This window comes from Lactobacillus rizhaonensis, assembly GCF_036246345.1.
Taxonomy (GTDB): domain Bacteria; phylum Bacillota; class Bacilli; order Lactobacillales; family Lactobacillaceae; genus Lactobacillus; species Lactobacillus rizhaonensis.
Genome location: NZ_BTTV01000002.1, coordinates 105336 through 119857 on the forward strand (window position 1 = coordinate 105336; position 14522 = coordinate 119857).

The 14522-nt window shown below is 34.4% G+C and carries 21 protein-coding genes; 19 read left to right on the top strand and 2 right to left on the bottom strand.

Annotated features, from left to right (window positions below; genetic code table 11):
• The first annotated feature begins 70 nt into the window (after nt 1-70).
• The 5 genes from AAA915_RS03770 (at nt 71) to AAA915_RS03790 (ending at nt 3349) form a co-directional block, all read left to right on the top strand.
• Nucleotides 71-334: a hypothetical protein gene (locus AAA915_RS03770; protein ID WP_046324173.1), complete on the top strand. Its 264-nt coding sequence runs from the start codon at nt 71-73 to the stop codon at nt 332-334.
• 165 nt (nt 335-499) lie between these two features.
• Nucleotides 500-1030 carry a hypothetical protein gene (locus AAA915_RS03775; RefSeq protein ID WP_338199996.1) on the top strand — a complete coding sequence of 177 codons (531 nt, stop codon included), beginning with the start codon at nt 500-502 and terminating at the stop codon, nt 1028-1030.
• 41 nt (nt 1031-1071) lie between these two features.
• Nucleotides 1072-1662 (top strand): TetR-like C-terminal domain-containing protein, encoded by a 591-nt coding sequence (locus tag AAA915_RS03780; RefSeq protein WP_338199998.1) that lies wholly within the window; start codon nt 1072-1074, stop codon nt 1660-1662.
• A 143-nt stretch (nt 1663-1805) separates the two neighbouring features.
• On the top strand, nt 1806-2693 hold the full coding sequence (locus AAA915_RS03785) for an SDR family NAD(P)-dependent oxidoreductase (RefSeq protein WP_338200000.1): 888 nt from the start codon (nt 1806-1808) through the stop codon (nt 2691-2693).
• Between the two features lie 2 nt (nt 2694-2695).
• Nucleotides 2696-3349 (top strand): nitroreductase family protein, encoded by a 654-nt coding sequence (locus AAA915_RS03790; RefSeq protein WP_294920640.1) that lies wholly within the window; start codon nt 2696-2698, stop codon nt 3347-3349.
• Nucleotides 3350-3418: 69 nt separating this feature from the next.
• Here the strand turns inward: AAA915_RS03790 and AAA915_RS03795 are convergent, their stop codons facing one another.
• Together AAA915_RS03795 and AAA915_RS03800 are read right to left on the bottom strand one after the other, a co-directional pair.
• Entirely contained in the window at nt 3419-4294 is an 876-nt protein-coding gene (locus AAA915_RS03795; RefSeq protein WP_338200245.1) for an IS3 family transposase, read from the bottom strand.
• The gene (locus AAA915_RS03800) at nt 4279-4812 is read right to left on the bottom strand and encodes a helix-turn-helix domain-containing protein (RefSeq protein WP_338200004.1); all 534 of its coding nucleotides are present in this window, start codon (nt 4810-4812) and stop codon (nt 4279-4281) included. The genes AAA915_RS03795 and AAA915_RS03800 overlap by 16 nt, the downstream gene beginning before the upstream one ends.
• Nucleotides 4813-5252: 440 nt before the next feature.
• Here AAA915_RS03800 and AAA915_RS03805 point away from each other — a divergent pair, with 440 nt between their 5' ends.
• From AAA915_RS03805 to AAA915_RS03870, 14 genes are all read left to right on the top strand, one after another.
• Nucleotides 5253-6302, top strand: coding sequence for a hypothetical protein (locus tag AAA915_RS03805; protein ID WP_338207472.1), 1050 nt, complete (start codon nt 5253-5255; stop codon nt 6300-6302).
• Nucleotides 6303-6425: 123 nt separating this feature from the next.
• Nucleotides 6426-6797, top strand: a complete 372-nt coding sequence (locus AAA915_RS03810) for a DUF3854 domain-containing protein (RefSeq protein ID WP_338200247.1) — start codon at nt 6426-6428, stop codon at nt 6795-6797.
• A 9-nt stretch (nt 6798-6806) separates the two neighbouring features.
• Nucleotides 6807-7058, top strand: a complete 252-nt coding sequence (locus AAA915_RS03815) for a type II toxin-antitoxin system HicA family toxin (RefSeq protein ID WP_338200008.1) — start codon at nt 6807-6809, stop codon at nt 7056-7058.
• Nucleotides 7055-7318 carry a hypothetical protein gene (locus AAA915_RS03820; RefSeq protein ID WP_294919575.1) on the top strand — a complete coding sequence of 88 codons (264 nt, stop codon included), beginning with the start codon at nt 7055-7057 and terminating at the stop codon, nt 7316-7318. The genes AAA915_RS03815 and AAA915_RS03820 overlap by 4 nt, the downstream gene beginning before the upstream one ends.
• Before the next feature lie 77 nt (nt 7319-7395).
• A complete protein-coding gene (locus AAA915_RS03825) occupies nt 7396-7908 on the top strand; it encodes a hypothetical protein (RefSeq protein WP_294919577.1) in 513 nt (170 codons plus the stop codon).
• Nucleotides 7909-7933: 25 nt separating this feature from the next.
• Nucleotides 7934-8377, top strand: a complete 444-nt coding sequence (locus tag AAA915_RS03830) for a hypothetical protein (protein WP_294919579.1) — start codon at nt 7934-7936, stop codon at nt 8375-8377.
• A gap of 50 nt (nt 8378-8427) precedes the next feature.
• The gene (locus tag AAA915_RS03835) at nt 8428-9039 is read left to right on the top strand and encodes a JAB domain-containing protein (protein ID WP_294919581.1); all 612 of its coding nucleotides are present in this window, start codon (nt 8428-8430) and stop codon (nt 9037-9039) included.
• A gap of 9 nt (nt 9040-9048) precedes the next feature.
• Nucleotides 9049-9930, top strand: a complete 882-nt coding sequence (locus tag AAA915_RS03840; RefSeq protein WP_294919583.1) for a hypothetical protein — start codon at nt 9049-9051, stop codon at nt 9928-9930.
• Nucleotides 9931-9996: 66 nt separating this feature from the next.
• Nucleotides 9997-10896: a hypothetical protein gene (locus AAA915_RS03845; protein ID WP_294919584.1), complete on the top strand. Its 900-nt coding sequence runs from the start codon at nt 9997-9999 to the stop codon at nt 10894-10896.
• 807 nt (nt 10897-11703) lie between these two features.
• The gene (locus AAA915_RS03850; protein WP_294919585.1) at nt 11704-11949 is read left to right on the top strand and encodes a hypothetical protein; all 246 of its coding nucleotides are present in this window, start codon (nt 11704-11706) and stop codon (nt 11947-11949) included.
• Nucleotides 11950-12167: 218 nt separating this feature from the next.
• Nucleotides 12168-12593, top strand: a complete 426-nt coding sequence (locus AAA915_RS03855; protein ID WP_338200014.1) for a hypothetical protein — start codon at nt 12168-12170, stop codon at nt 12591-12593.
• Nucleotides 12594-12632: 39 nt separating this feature from the next.
• The gene (locus AAA915_RS03860; protein ID WP_294919589.1) at nt 12633-13037 is read left to right on the top strand and encodes a hypothetical protein; all 405 of its coding nucleotides are present in this window, start codon (nt 12633-12635) and stop codon (nt 13035-13037) included.
• A gap of 23 nt (nt 13038-13060) precedes the next feature.
• A complete protein-coding gene (locus AAA915_RS03865) occupies nt 13061-13348 on the top strand; it encodes a hypothetical protein (RefSeq protein WP_294919591.1) in 288 nt (95 codons plus the stop codon).
• A 76-nt stretch (nt 13349-13424) separates the two neighbouring features.
• A complete protein-coding gene (locus AAA915_RS03870) occupies nt 13425-14519 on the top strand; it encodes a hypothetical protein (RefSeq protein WP_338200016.1) in 1095 nt (364 codons plus the stop codon).
• Nucleotides 14520-14522 lie beyond the last annotated feature (3 nt).

Sequence of the window (14522 nt, forward strand, 5' to 3'; positions counted from 1 at the left end):
AAAGGTCTTGCATTTATTTCCAGAGGGTATATAATACCGGTATTTAAATCGAAAGAAAGGACATGATTTTTTGAAGCTAACGAAGATAAAAATTTTAACGGCAGTTAATGGCTTACTAACTCTAAGCAGTCTAATCATGTTATTCTTTGGATTATGCAATCAAGTTAATGAGTCAAAGAATCTGCTAGAAGAAGAGCAAGCAATTTCGCTGGACAATAATAATATGATTATTTTGGCGGCTGTAGTTGCTTTGATGGTCTTCGGCTATGCATTCTTTGCTACTTGGTTAAAAGGTGAACCCGCAAAAGTTCATTTATTAAGGCACAGAGCATAAGATGATTAGAAAAACTGAGCTGTACTTCAACGGTTGGGGTACAGCTCAGTTTTTTTATGAAAATAATTTAGACTATCTTTTTTGATTTCCTTTTTATATAGAGTTGCTTGTTTAACTAAACATATTTATGATGAGCATAAGTAACAAAGAAAGGTATTATTGATAATGTGTACAATAAAAGATGAAGTTTATGATCCGTTTTTACCTACTTTATTATTATCTCTGCATGAGGAATACGTAAAAGAAATTGTAACGGGACAAAAAATAATTGAATACCGCAAGAGTTTTTTTAAAGATAGTTTTCAGGCTTTTGTTTATACTACCGGCAGTAATGGCGGGATACAACTATTTATCAAATGTGCTCCTTTGATTCGCAGTAATGCTGCTACTTTAGCTCAGATAGGCCAAGAAATTCAAAAAGACGATTATGGAGAAATATATGACTATTTTATGCCTAAAGATGATGGCTGCATTATCCCTATTTTAAAATCATGTGCTGTTAAAAAAATTTCTCTCAAACATTTGCGAGCAGTTATGCCTGAGATCGTTGTTCCGCAAAAATATTTGTTTTTAGATCGACCTGATAAAAAGGACTTGCTCGACTTTTTATTAAAACAGAAATACGATAATTTAATCATTAATAAATGGGATGAGCGGTACGCAAAAGTTAGGCAAATAGTTGAAGAGAATAAGTAATTGCTGGGAAGTTTTTATTAGATTATATTGTAGGAATAAAAATGAAAAATAAAGAAATATCTTCAAATACTAAAAAAGATTTTGCTCAGGCGCTAAAAAAATTGCTTAAAAAAGAGCCATTGGATGCAATAACTGTAAAACAATTGTTAACTCTAACTAATAAAAGCAGGCCTACTTTTTACTATCATTTTCAGGATATACCGGATCTTATTAAATGGACGGTTAAAACAGAAATTATAGATCTACTAAATAAATCACAAGGTTACGACAATTGGGATAACGATATTTATAATATTTTCCAATATTTTTATGAAAATCCTTCTTTAGGCAAAGCTTTTTACGAGAACTTGGATATTAAACAATTTGATACTATTTTTAGAAAACCACAAATAAATGTTCTTTTCGGATATATTGATGAAATTATAAGCAAGGAAAACTTACAAGTTAGAAAAGAAGACCGCAATTTTATTGCCAATTTTTTTACCGGTGGTTTTACTGAAATTGTTCTTGATTGGCTAGGTAATGGGCAACAAGAGTCACCAAAAGAAATGAAAAAACAGTTTTGTAGAACCCAGAAAAATATTATTGTCCATTCTTTAAAGGTAGCAAGTAAAGATAAAAATAAATACTGAAACCAAACATATAACAATTTATCGAATTTGTTAAACATCTAACAAATTATTGATGTTGTATGTTTTATTTCTTATGCAAGCGCTTAATATAGATAATGTAAGAAATGTTATTTGATAACAAATACGAATAGAGAGGAATGCATATGAAAGTATTTAAGAACAAAGTAGCATTAATTACCGGTGCAGGTCATGGATTTGGACGAGCGTTATCATTAGAGGCCGCTCAAAGAGGTATGAAGCTTGCCATTGCTGATATAGATAAGAAAGCACTGTATAAGACAGAAAATGATACTAAAAAAACAGGTGCAAAAGTGATCAGTATTCCAACTGATGTAACCGAAGAAAAAGATATTGATGCTATGGTTAAAAAAACTATGGCCGAGTACGGGGAAATTAACTTGTTAATTAATTCGGCCGGTGTTGCAATTCCAGGACCAATTTGGGAACTTCCTACACGTGACTGGGAATGGATCTTACATGCTGATTTGATGAGCCAAGTTTGGGCATTAAAACGAGTAATCCCAATTATGCGTAAGCAAAAAGGACATGGCGACATTTTAAATGTTGCTTCAATGGCTGGGCTTATTACAAGTCCATTAATGCCTGCATATTATGCTACTAAGTTCGCTGTTGTAGGAATGACTGAAGCAGTTGAATATGATTTACAGGCTGAAGAAGCAAACATTGGTTTACATGTATTTTGTCCAGCATTCGTAAAAACAGATTTATATCATACCGAAGAACATCGTCCAGAGAAATATACTGATAAAAGTGATCCTTATTATGCTAGTGAAACATTTAAGGAAGGTCAAAAGCAAGCTAAAAAAGATATTACTACTGGAATGCCTTTAGACAATGTACCAAAGATTATTTTTAAGGCTCTTGAAGATAATAAATTCTATATTCTGACTCATCCAGGTATGAATCCGGCGATTGTTGCAAGAGCCGAAAATATTCCTAGTGGTAAAGGACCTGATCTAAAAGCCTTAGCCCCATTTATGGAAGAAACACATGAAATTGAAGAGGGATAGTAATGAAAGACGATAAAATTATAAATGACAATTTTGAAGACGTGGTATTTAATCGGCAATCTGTGAGAAAATTTGATCCAACAGTAAAAATTTCACATGGAGAATTTGAAAAAATGATTGAGGAGACTGCCACAGCACCATCAGCATGCAACTTACAGGCCTGGCATTTTGTAATAGTTGATACGCCAGAAGGTAAAGAAAAACTGAAAAGTTATTTTATGAAATTTAATATGCCTCAAGTAGAAACTTGTTCTGCCATGGTTTTATTGTTTGGAGATACTGAAGCTTATAAGTCTTATCGTGACTTATGGACAAAAGCATATCATAATGGTCAAATTGATAAAGCAAAATTAGATGAAGTATTTAGCACATTTCTTCCGCTGTATGAACATGCAGACTATCAAACTTTAGTAATGGACTCGTCAATCGATTCAGCATTGGCAGCAATGCAATTTATGCTAGTGGCAAGAAGCCATGGCTACGAAAGTAATCCTATCGGTGGTTATGATGTCAAGAAGGCAGCTGAAACTTTTGGACTTGATCCTAAACGTTTTGTACCTGTTATGGCAATTGCAGTCGGCAAAAGGCCTAAAGATGAAGAACCCGAAGTGAAATCTGTTAGATATCCTGTTAAACAGATATATACTTTTGCTTAAACTACACACATATAAAAACGCAACCTAACAATTAGTCATGAAGTTAACCCCTAAAATTGGACGTTAACATTAATTCATGTTTGCTAAGGCCGTATTCCGATATTCAATCGGGGTGCGGCCTTTTAGCGTGTGCCTGATTCTAGCTTGATTGTAGTATTTAATCCATTTTTCCATGGCCTCCTGCAGCGCCTTCTTAGTAGGATAGGTATAGGTGTAGTAGTCTAGCTCAACCTTCATGATGTGAAAGAGACTCTCGCAGGCCGCATTGTCGTGGCAAGTCGCCCGTCGCGACATGCTTTGAAAAACGTGGTGCTGCTTTAGGGTCTGACAATATGCTTTGGACTGGTATTGAATGCCCTGATCGCTGAGAATCGTCATGCGGTAAGGCAGTTTGGGCCGGATCGCCAAAACCTGCTTGAGTCCATCTAGAACATATTTGTTCTGCGGCCGCTGACTGATGGTGTAGCTGATGATTTCACCGCTGTAAAGATCTTTAAAGGGCGAGAAATATAACCGTTCGCTCATGCTCTTATTGCCATAGCGAAACTCGCTGATATCGGTGACTACCTTTTGGTAGGGCCGATCGGTCTTAAACTTCTGGTGGAAGCGGTTCTTCGCCTTCTTGCCTTGCGGACCTTTTGATGAATCATACTTGCCTGCACGCAAGTTGTATTTGCGGGCCAGCAGCTTGTGCTCCTTCATCAGGCGGTAAATGCGTTTATGGTTCACCTGCAAGCCGTACTTGATTTTTAGCGTGTCGGTCATGGGCAGGTAGCCGATGGGATTATGCCTTTTAACCACTTTAATCAGCGACAGTAAAGCCAGATCGCTGTATTTTTTCCGCCTGTTGCGCGGGTGATACTCGTAGGTGCTCTTGGCTAAAAAGCTATAGTGCAATAGTTCTTGCAGTTGATAGTTGTGCTCATGCCTTAACTCTTGGATGATGGTCCGTTCTTCTTGCGTTGAGCGTCTTTGCGCCGAGCTAAGGCTTCGACTTTTTTTAGGTAGTCGTTCTCAATGTGGAGCTGACGGTTTTCTAAGCGCAGCCGCTCTAATTCAGATAACTCACTGCTGGTATACTTAACTGGTTTTTTAGGCGATTTGTTCATTGGTGGTCGGCCTCGTTTGGTAAAGAGCGCATCAAGCCCGCCTTCGTCAAAACGTTTTTGCCAAGTACAAATTAAGCTGGGTGTGGCAATTTTGAAGTGAATGGCGGTATTTTGATAGGTCTCGTCATGTTCTTTTCTCCAGTTTAAGACTTGAAGCTTGAATTGACCACGATAATTTTGCGAGGTGTGCCGAATTTCTAGGCCCTTAACGCCAAAGTGCTGGTATTGTGCAGCCCAGGTATCAATTAGTTGATGTGATCCGGTGCCAATCATTTGCGCCACAGAATGGCTGCTGTAGCCTTCTTTGAGCAAGTTAAGCGCTTGTAATTTTTGTTTGACGGTAAATTTAACCATAGTAAAACCCTCCAGTTGGATTTTTGTCCAATCTCGAGGGTTAACTTCAGTGCGTGAAAAGGCTGATTTAGAAATCAGCCTTTTTTCTAGTAATTTATAGCGAAAGTTACAAGCAAGATGCTATAATAAGTAAGTAAACTATATAGTAATTTTATTGACTAAAGATGTAAAAGTCTTGATGGGCGTTTAATTTAACGTCAAGGTAGTTTATTTAACAAAGGCTTCAAATGGAGCAGTAGAGTTATTAGTGTGTCGTGATTTACTTTTGTAAGTAGGTCATTGTAAAAATAAAAAAGTAAATAATTATTAAGTAGAAAAGGGACATTGAACAATTTCAATGTCTCTTTTTTGTATGTAAAAGAAAGGCGGCGATTTTTATAAGAAATCGGCAAAAAATAAAAATGTTAGTGAATAGTTAATTATAGTTGAAAGGAATAAAGATGAGTGTAGCAATGGTTACAAATTCAAAATTAAGTGAATTAGAACAAAGATATGGTGGCAGATTAAGTGTAAGCAGTATGAAAGATACTGATTATCCCAAAGAAGATAATGTTAAGCTTTTACGTTTTGCTGGAGCTAGATGTCCAATTTGTGGCTCTGATCATTGGTGTGAGATTAATGTTACTGGAACTAAAGTCATTTGTATGCGTAAAAAAATTGAAGAAGAACTTATTAATGGTTTCAAATACCAAAGTACAGTTAAATCAATTAATGGTTACGTTTATGTATTGGTTGATAGCAAAGCTGCGGTTAAGTTTGATAAAAAAGCTTTTGATTTTAAGGCTAATAAGACTTTTCCAATGGCTGCTGCAAGAGATTTAGATACGATGAATGAACTAGTTTTGGCAGCCTATCCATTAACTGAGGCGCATAGAAAAAATTTGAATAAGCGCGGCTTAAGCGATGATCAAATTGAACTTCATGGCTCACGTAGTTTTGGTTCATTCTATGTTGCAGATGAAAATGGTGAACCATATTTTGTCCAGGCTAAAAAGGAGTTTAATTCAAATAAGCAACCAGTTGTAATTTCACGTTGGAAACGAATTTTGAAACAACTTAATTTACCGAATGATTTATGGCACGGTGTTCCAGGATTTTTTACTAGCTCGACTAAGTTGAATGACAAGATTGTAAAATATCCGGTATTTTCAACTAATAATGGGCATAAGACTGGTACACAAGGTATGTTGGTACCTTACTACGATGAATTTAATCGTGTGATGGGCTTCCAAGTAAGAGTAGATCAGCCAAAAAAGTATTCTAAATTGATTGAGCCCTTTAAGCTTCATGACGGAGATATGAGGATGTATATCAATCACGATAATACCTATAAGACTTACTTTTACTCAGCAGCTAATCGTAATGGCGAATTGCTTACTCAAGGTAAGTTAGATGATCAAAAAGAGATAACAATTAGTTATGGTGATGATGTAATGAAAGACGAATGTACTTTCAAAATTGAAACACAGGCTAAATATTACTGGGTATAATCTAGTGCTGCACAGGACGGTGCGGATAATTCAGGTAAGCTACCGATACAAGTTGCATATAATCCGGAAATCGCTAAACTAAATCCCGATGATTCAGAGGATTATCAGAAGCTTAAGGAATATATTCAGAAGCCTAAGGCTGTTTGGTTAACAGAAGGTGGTTTGAAAGGATATATTGCGGTTAATAATTTGTCAAAGAACTTTTCAGATGAAGAATTGGAAAAATGTGGTAGAGATGTTCTTGCTGTTGCAGGAGTGAATTCTTATCATAAATTTTTACCGATGCTTAAAAAACTGAATGTTCATACGGTTACGATTGCGTACGATATGGACATGTTGACGAATGATCAAGTTGCTGCTAATTATTCTGAATTGGTTAACATGTTAAATGCCAATGGATATAGAGTTATTTTAGCTGGCTGGGATCCAGATGCAGCTAAAGGTATAGATGATGCGCTTGTTGCAAACGTACCAATTGAATTTACTGCATATTAAGGTAAGCAAATGAATAAATACTACAAATTATTGAATAGATTTAACAAAATGCCCAAAGACTTTACGTTTGATGAAGCAAAAAAATTATTATTGTATTCAGATTTTGAATTATCAAATAAAGGAAAAACAAGCGGCTCTCGTGTACAATTTAGCTATAATAATGTTAATATTGATTTACACAAGCCGCATCCCCAAAAATATTTAAAGCGGTATCAATTAGAAAGAATTAAACAGGTATTACAAAAGGTAGGTAAGCTATGAATTTATTAGAATATAAGGATTATTATGGATCTGTTGAATATTCTGAAGAAGATGATATTCTTTTTGGAGATGTTTTAGGTTTGAACGACACCTTTATATCTTATGAAGGAAGTTCGTTACCTGAACTAAAGAGTGACTTTCATGCAGGAATTGATCATTATCTTGAAACTTGTAAAGCAAAGCGCGAACAGCCTGAATCCACTAATTTGAATAAAGTAAATAGTGATTTAAAGAGTATTGTAACTAAAGCTTTAGTTTAAACTATATAAAATTAAGTATTTTAAGGAAAAGAGTAACAAATTTGTTGCTCTTTTTTTGTGTGTAAAGGAAAAAGAAAATGAATGTATCAAATGAAATTAATTTTGATAGATCAAAATTAATTGACACAATAAATCTTGCAAAGTTACTACAGATTCCAATATCTAAAAATGATAATTATGAAGTTTTCATAATTGATGTAGCGACTTACATTAAAGAGCTAGAAGACGATATTAAGTTGGAAAACCAAGGATTCATTGACTTGGAAGGAACGAGGTATCACTTTAATGGAATTGTTTCGTCAGTAGATTTGAATTTAGCTGCGGAAGACATTTCTTTAATCAAGTCAAGATATGGCTTACTTATTTACGAAGGTACTTATTCAATGAATCCAAGTTGTTATCTGCATACATTAACCCGAAAAGGTATGTTTGCACTTGCCACACTTGAAGATTATGAATTAGACCCGTCAATCAAGCAGTATTGTGCTAGAGTGGCCAATCTTTGTAACGATGCAGTTTCTGATGATTTTATGAATTGCAGCTGCGCATATCCAAATGAAAACAGCAAAAGTGTTCTTAAATCAGAATAAGTAAAAGAAAAAAGAGGAAAACAAGATGGTAAAAATTCCAGATAAATGGTTACCAAAATATCCAAATGACTTTGAATTATTGAGTATGACTGATGAAGCGGCATTACAGCAACAATTACCTAACCTAAAAGCAATGCTTATTAATTTGGGATGCGAAATTACTGACGATGTAACTAATATGTCAGTTATATTCAGTGACGGCACAGGTCTGAAGGACGTTTTAAGCACTGGCGAAAGACTTGATCTTAATATTTGGGAAGTAGCTTGGCAAAAAGCAAAAGAATTTGATAGTCCAATGTTTATCAATGATGCTTTAAGTCTAGGCGAGTTGTATGAAGGAGAACCAATCTCTCATCAACAGAAAATCAAGATTATGAAATTAGGCTATCGCGTAGACTGGTGTCCAGCTTATTGGAAAAAGCCTAAGATTCTTGAATCAGTCGAAGAGGAACAAGTAAATTTGTTCTAGTAAATTAAGTAATTAAAACAAAATATGTAATAGAAAGAGAAGTAAACATAATGAACAAACAAAATATGAATCTAGATGCAACTGTAGAATTTGGTAAATTTGTATCGGTATTTTCAAAAGAAGATCTATTTAAGTTATTGAAACAAGGTATTAGCGTTAAAAGTCTTACGGATTTAGATGATCAACTGATGACAGGCACTTTGTTTAATAATTTATCGGATGATATGAAACAAGTTTATTTACAATTTTTGCGTAAAGAGCTTGCTGAAAAAGTGGATAAATTACCTAAGATGGCAAGTACGTCAACGGATGTAGGAGCCTTTTTTGCAGAGAAATACTGTGGTTTGGATCATGAAGAACTACACGTTGTTTCGCTTGACAATGGTAATCGTATACTTGGTGATGATCTTGTTTCAAAGGGTGGTCTTGAAAGTACTATTGCAGAGCCAAGACAAGTCTTTAGAACAGTTTTAAAACGTAATGCTGCCGGATTTTTCATGATGCACAATCATCCATCTGGCAAGTTAAACCCATCACCAAATGATATTAAATTTGTTAAGCGTATACAGGTTTTGTCAAAAGAAATAGGTATTGATTTGATAGATAATTTTATTGTTTCTGATGGAAAATATCTTTCATTCGGGGAACAAGATTTAATATAGGGCACAAAATTGAAAAGAGAATTATATAAAGAGGTAAAAGAAGCTTGGCATGGTATTCAAGAAACTTACATTCCTAAAAGCGTAGCAACTAATCTTGCTAGGTTTAACGATGTTGGAGAAGGTGTTGAATTCATTTTTGAGTTAACACACGCATATGCACATCATTTTCAGGTAAAAGTGAGACTATCACAAAGCATTTTGTTTCTAGGGGATGAAATTTCCTTGAGAAAACATATGCTACATGAAGTTGGAAAGAGAATAATTTATCAAATTGGTGATTATCAAATTGATGAAGCTTATGATCCTGAATTTTGTAGTAATAATCATTATAGTCGTATGGACTTAGATTACTTGCATGAAGATGAAGATATGCTGCTTGAAGTAGCACAAGCAATGATTGTTGGAGCTAAGTTTGATGACTATGATCAAAACTTAGACGCTGATTTTGGACTGTTAAAACCGTTTAGTAGTAATCAAATAGCTTTAATTAAGACGATATATAAAATTTTAGTTGAAAAGTTTGGTTTAGAAGCTGAAACCATAGTTTTTAGTGGCTTTTTAGATTCAATGAATCAAAAGAGCTACCAAATTGCTACATTAAGTTTTAAAAAATCAGGTGGTTTAAAGCCTATTACTGTAGATGTTTTTAGTAACTTAGTTTGGCAATATTCGTATAAATATGCGGAACGTGGTATGGGCGAAGATCAAGCAATTTATTTTATTATCAGAACGTTTTTAAGCAGGTATGTAGCAGAGTTTGATCCAACTTTAATTGTTAGTACAAGTAAAGAGGAATTAGCTGCAACAAAGTTACCACAGCTTAAGCAAGATAAGGCAGCTCTAACTGGAATTGTTGTTAGCTTACCTAAGTTTTACAGGCAACTATTTTAGTAGTTATTTAGAGGAGATTCGAAGGGACAATACGTAGTATTGTCCCTTTTGATTTGGAGAAATAATATGAAAGCTTATTATAGTCAACTTGATTTGTTCGACTTATGCGAGAAAGCTTCAGTTGATGTACCAGTAATTAGATCGTTCGGTAAAGAAGAATTGATAGTTGAACATAAACAAGTTCAATCTAATAGTTCACTTTTTTCTAGATTTAAACAAGTAGCATTAGCTATTTACAACTCATATGAATGGACAGACAGACAGCTTTTAAAAGCGGCCAAGATTTTGTATCCATTTATTGGATATAGAACGAATGTTAAAACCAGTTCGAATAAAGTTGTGGAAGCAATGTTTGTATCAGAAGAAGACCAAAATAAATTAGGTTTATTTGGTAAAAGCGATCAAACGTACTGCATACCTATCTACTATAAAATGGCTGATAGAGAGTATTACAGACGATTTATTGTTTTGTCTGATGCGCATCAATTGAAATCTGATTATACAGATGTTTACTATTTTCGCGACAAGCCATTTATTCGTTATTCTTATATGTCAAAAGCCTATTTGTTGGGTTTTGCTTATTTGATTAGTTCCATTAAAGCAGATTTTCATAGAACAGCAGATACACGTAATCGAATGGACTTTTCGGAACTTGAACTTCGCGATCTTATTAAAGGACTGATTTCTGGTCCACGTTCCAATAATTATAATTTTTATGATTATGCTATGACTAATGCGAATTTAGTTAAGGAGTGGCAAAGTGATACAGCTGAAACTTTTAAATTAGCGCAGAAAGTGTATAAGAGAACAGGATCTAACGAAGAAGTTATTGAATGGAGCGGTTATCGGGACTTCAAGCGTGCTATAGATTATCTTCAAAAATTTTTGGATAGTAATTTTAGGCTTGTACCAATAACGAAAAATACTAATAAACATGGAAGAATTCGTACAAGAGCAATTTTTTAAGAGCTGAAAAAGGAGGTAAAGATGAGCAAATACAAGAAGGAATTTAATGACTTAGTTATTATGTTTACAAAAGACAATTTGAATCATTTATTTTTGAAGTATTAAATTGGAGTGATTTTTCTTCAAATAAAAACTTGTAAGTGTAACAAAGAGGTGAATCGAAAGATTCATCTTTTTTTGTTTTGGTATAAAAAACAGCCGCTATAAAGCGACTGTCCAAATGCTATTTGTTCCGAAGAACATTGATGAAAGTAGTTAGAGAATTAACTAACTTTGCAACCTGACCTAGCAAATAGCCAATTGAAAAGATAGCGGCGATTAAAGTTGCCATGTGTCTCACCTCCCTTCAAGGAGATGGCACGTAAAATCACACGCTTTTCAAGTGTACCATATTTGATAATGTGGTATAATTTTCTTTGAAAAGATAGCGTTAAAGTTGCTAAATTGCACGCATAGCGTTAAAAAAGTTGATTCGTATACGAACCAGCTTTTTTTGTGCTCAAAAGTAGAAAAAGTTACGATTTTTTTGGAGTAATTCTGAAAACATTATTTTGAAAGCATACAATTTAATTGAAAATCAAAAAAAGAAAAGAGGAGTATTACTATGTTTGGATGTTTTCTTACTATTTCGATTATCGTGCTTTTTATCGGTGCGCTAAATTTGTAGAATATTGTTAATTTTGATATAAGCTTACTGGATAATTCTAGTAAGCTTTTTTATTTTTACCGATATGGAGTGATAGCAGCTCATTTCGAAAATACATCGTATAATTATTTCACAAATGTAGAAAAGAGGTATGGCTGTATATGTACTTAAAACGCGCTTCGAAAGCCATTGAAGATAATGTTCTTAAAAAAACCAAGGAAGTAAATTTAAGACTTGGGATACGAACAGAGATTGATTTAAAAGTTTATTTACGATTAAACAAAGATAGCACGTTAGTCATTACTGAAACTGGTCAAGTGGGGATGACTATTTTGACAGATCAGGAATTGATCAACATGGTAACTAATGGAAAAGCGGTATTGATTCGAGATGAAATAAAAATTTAGCATTTTTGCTGTTTTTGAGTGTGAGCCACTGATTCGAAAAATCAAGGTATGATTAGTTTAGCTGATATGCAAAAAAGGTATTAACTCATTAATTCCTTTGACAATAATTAAGGCTTATAAAGAGCCACAAAATAAACTACTTCTAACAATAGGGAGATAGTCTGTTTTGTGGCTCTTATTTTTTGCATTGAAGTGAATACTTTAGAAAGGAGAAAAATATGTCTGATTTAACGACAAAAGCTGAAAATAAAACATTTTTTGCTAAGTATGCTAGAGCAATTAGATTTTGGGTAGGATTGATTTCTTCTTATTGTGGAATGAAATTCACAGTAGTAGCAGCATTTGCTTCTGCTTACAACCCTTCGTCAAGAACTTCTGGCGATACAGCTGGCAGTAAGAGTTTTGGAGATATTGTATTTGGTTTTTTAGCTCCATTACAAGATTTCTCGACGGTTATTTTGATTTTGTGCGCAGTTATTTGTGGTATGAAAATCGGTGCATCATCAATTACTGGTGATTCACGTAACAGGACTAACTCTCTTGTCGGTTTATTTTTCATCGTTTTCGGTGAATTAGTAGTTATCCATGCCCAATCAATCGTTGGTTTAGCAACTGGAATTTCAACTAATGGCAGTACGCAGTAAATTTCGCTAAGTAACGTATAGGGAGGGAGTTTAAAAACTATGGGCGGAAATAAGCAAGAATTGATAGTTAATCTATCAGGTGCACAAAAAAAGGTTTTAGGTTTTGCAACCTGGCTTCAAGTTAGTATTTCAGCAGTTGGAATCATTTTAGGTTGTATTGTTTTTGCAATTTTGAATAATATTTTAACTGCGCTAAGTATGAGTGGTGGTATGGCAATCATTGTTGCTGGAACTGCATTTATTGCAGTAGTTGTTCCGTTTGCTGTGATTGCCTTTAAACCGATCCGTGATAAACAAGGTGACTTACTTTATTACGAAAGTACACAGTTACTGATCAATTATCGCTATTCTAGGCGAGAGGTTGGTACTTACGTTAATATTCAGCCACATCGTCATCCGGTTAATGCTGACTTGCCATACGTTATTGAACGAAGAATTGATTAAAAATTAGGGAAGGAGGAATGGTTATGAATAATAGAAATACTAAGCGTTTGAATTCAAAGAATAGCATAGCTAATAAACCTGGCATGATTATTGGTTTTATCGCAATTATTTGGATTGCTTTACTCATTGACATGATTTTTGTGGCTCATAATCAATTATTCATCATTATTGCTGTTTCAATTGGTGTTTGGGCTGTTGGACTAATTATGTTGAAACCAGGTCAATTGGCGGTCGATATTCAAAAGAATGGTTTTTGGAGAACACTTTTTAGAAAAGGCTCTAACAATAAACGTGGAAGAAGACGTAGATAGTCAAAAACGCTAATTAAACAGTCAACCTGAGCAGGTTGACTGTTTGCTTTAACGTTGTTTTCTAAAAATAGAAGAGGTGGTTAAAATTTTATTATTTATATCTTTGGCCGTGGTAATGATTGCGGTAATTGTGGTAGTGATTATTATTTATCGTCATTCACAAAATTCAGATTTTGATATGACACCGAGAGACCGTGCGGGTCAAGAAATTGAAGATGAAGAAGATGACGAGGAGGTTATCGACGAGACAGCAGAAAAGCCCGTTTATGAAGATGATTTGACTTACGATGATTGGAATAGTTGGGAGGATTTGTTACAAGAAGCTGGGATCATTGATATTCGAGATGGAATGATTGAATACGAAACTGGTAACAATTCGAGGATGTTTATCGCCCTGGCAGAAATGCAACAATCTAATCCTTATTTGAAGACGGATGATGAACTGGCGCAACAAAATGCAATTATGGAAGTTTTCTTCAATGGGGTCAGAGAACCACTAAAAATTACATCCCAAAGTCAAAGAGTTGAAATGACTGACTTTTTAAATCAACTTAAGGAAAATTCTCAACGGATCATTGGTTCTAACCCACAAATGAAAGACTATGCATCCGAAGTGATCGAAGATACTTTAAATTATCAGAGACAAACTGATCGTTTTGAAAATAAAGCTTATTTACAATTTATGGCTGTAATCGAACCCGATGAAGTTTATGGCGATAGTCCAGAAGTTTTAGAAGAACAGATATATGAAAAAGCAGCTGAAAAGCTGTTTCGGCAAATTGACCGAGCTAATGGCCTGCTTAGACGTGCGGATCATGCATTAGCACCATTAGCATCGTTTGGTCTACTAGAAGTTTTGTATAAGTCATTCAATCGTGAATCGTCAGTGAAAATGCGATTTGAAGATATTGTCAAATTGCAACGTTATCAGATGTTTTCAAGTTCGCTTCAATCTGATAAATACTTTAAAGATGTACAACAACGTATTCATATTGAAACTGAAGCTATCAATCACGCGCGTGATATTTTGCTAAAAGAACAAAAAGCGAAAAATGAAGCTTTATTAGCTAAAGGCAAAGATTATTACCAAACAACTGCAACTGATGATAATGACACAAATGATGATGTATCAAGTGCCTTTAACATTGATGAGTTAAATGATTTAAATTAGAAA

What these genes read in the sequence shown, in the direction of transcription:
- AAA915_RS03775 (WP_338199996.1), top strand. Translation starts at nt 500, where the DNA reads ATGTGTACAATAAAAGATGAAGTTTATGATCCGTTTTTACCTACTTTA.
- AAA915_RS03780 (WP_338199998.1), top strand. Translation starts at nt 1,072, where the DNA reads ATGAAAAATAAAGAAATATCTTCAAATACTAAAAAAGATTTTGCTCAG.
- AAA915_RS03785 (WP_338200000.1), top strand. Translation starts at nt 1,806, where the DNA reads ATGAAAGTATTTAAGAACAAAGTAGCATTAATTACCGGTGCAGGTCAT.
- AAA915_RS03790 (WP_294920640.1), top strand. Translation starts at nt 2,696, where the DNA reads ATGAAAGACGATAAAATTATAAATGACAATTTTGAAGACGTGGTATTT.
- AAA915_RS03800 (WP_338200004.1), bottom strand. Translation starts at nt 4,812, where the DNA reads ATGGTTAAATTTACCGTCAAACAAAAATTACAAGCGCTTAACTTGCTC.
- AAA915_RS03805 (WP_338207472.1), top strand. Translation starts at nt 5,253, where the DNA reads ATGAGTGTAGCAATGGTTACAAATTCAAAATTAAGTGAATTAGAACAA.
- AAA915_RS03815 (WP_338200008.1), top strand. Translation starts at nt 6,807, where the DNA reads ATGAATAAATACTACAAATTATTGAATAGATTTAACAAAATGCCCAAA.
- AAA915_RS03820 (WP_294919575.1), top strand. Translation starts at nt 7,055, where the DNA reads ATGAATTTATTAGAATATAAGGATTATTATGGATCTGTTGAATATTCT.
- AAA915_RS03825 (WP_294919577.1), top strand. Translation starts at nt 7,396, where the DNA reads ATGAATGTATCAAATGAAATTAATTTTGATAGATCAAAATTAATTGAC.
- AAA915_RS03830 (WP_294919579.1), top strand. Translation starts at nt 7,934, where the DNA reads ATGGTAAAAATTCCAGATAAATGGTTACCAAAATATCCAAATGACTTT.
- AAA915_RS03835 (WP_294919581.1), top strand. Translation starts at nt 8,428, where the DNA reads ATGAACAAACAAAATATGAATCTAGATGCAACTGTAGAATTTGGTAAA.
- AAA915_RS03845 (WP_294919584.1), top strand. Translation starts at nt 9,997, where the DNA reads ATGAAAGCTTATTATAGTCAACTTGATTTGTTCGACTTATGCGAGAAA.
- AAA915_RS03850 (WP_294919585.1), top strand. Translation starts at nt 11,704, where the DNA reads ATGTACTTAAAACGCGCTTCGAAAGCCATTGAAGATAATGTTCTTAAA.
- AAA915_RS03855 (WP_338200014.1), top strand. Translation starts at nt 12,168, where the DNA reads ATGTCTGATTTAACGACAAAAGCTGAAAATAAAACATTTTTTGCTAAG.
- AAA915_RS03860 (WP_294919589.1), top strand. Translation starts at nt 12,633, where the DNA reads ATGGGCGGAAATAAGCAAGAATTGATAGTTAATCTATCAGGTGCACAA.
- AAA915_RS03865 (WP_294919591.1), top strand. Translation starts at nt 13,061, where the DNA reads ATGAATAATAGAAATACTAAGCGTTTGAATTCAAAGAATAGCATAGCT.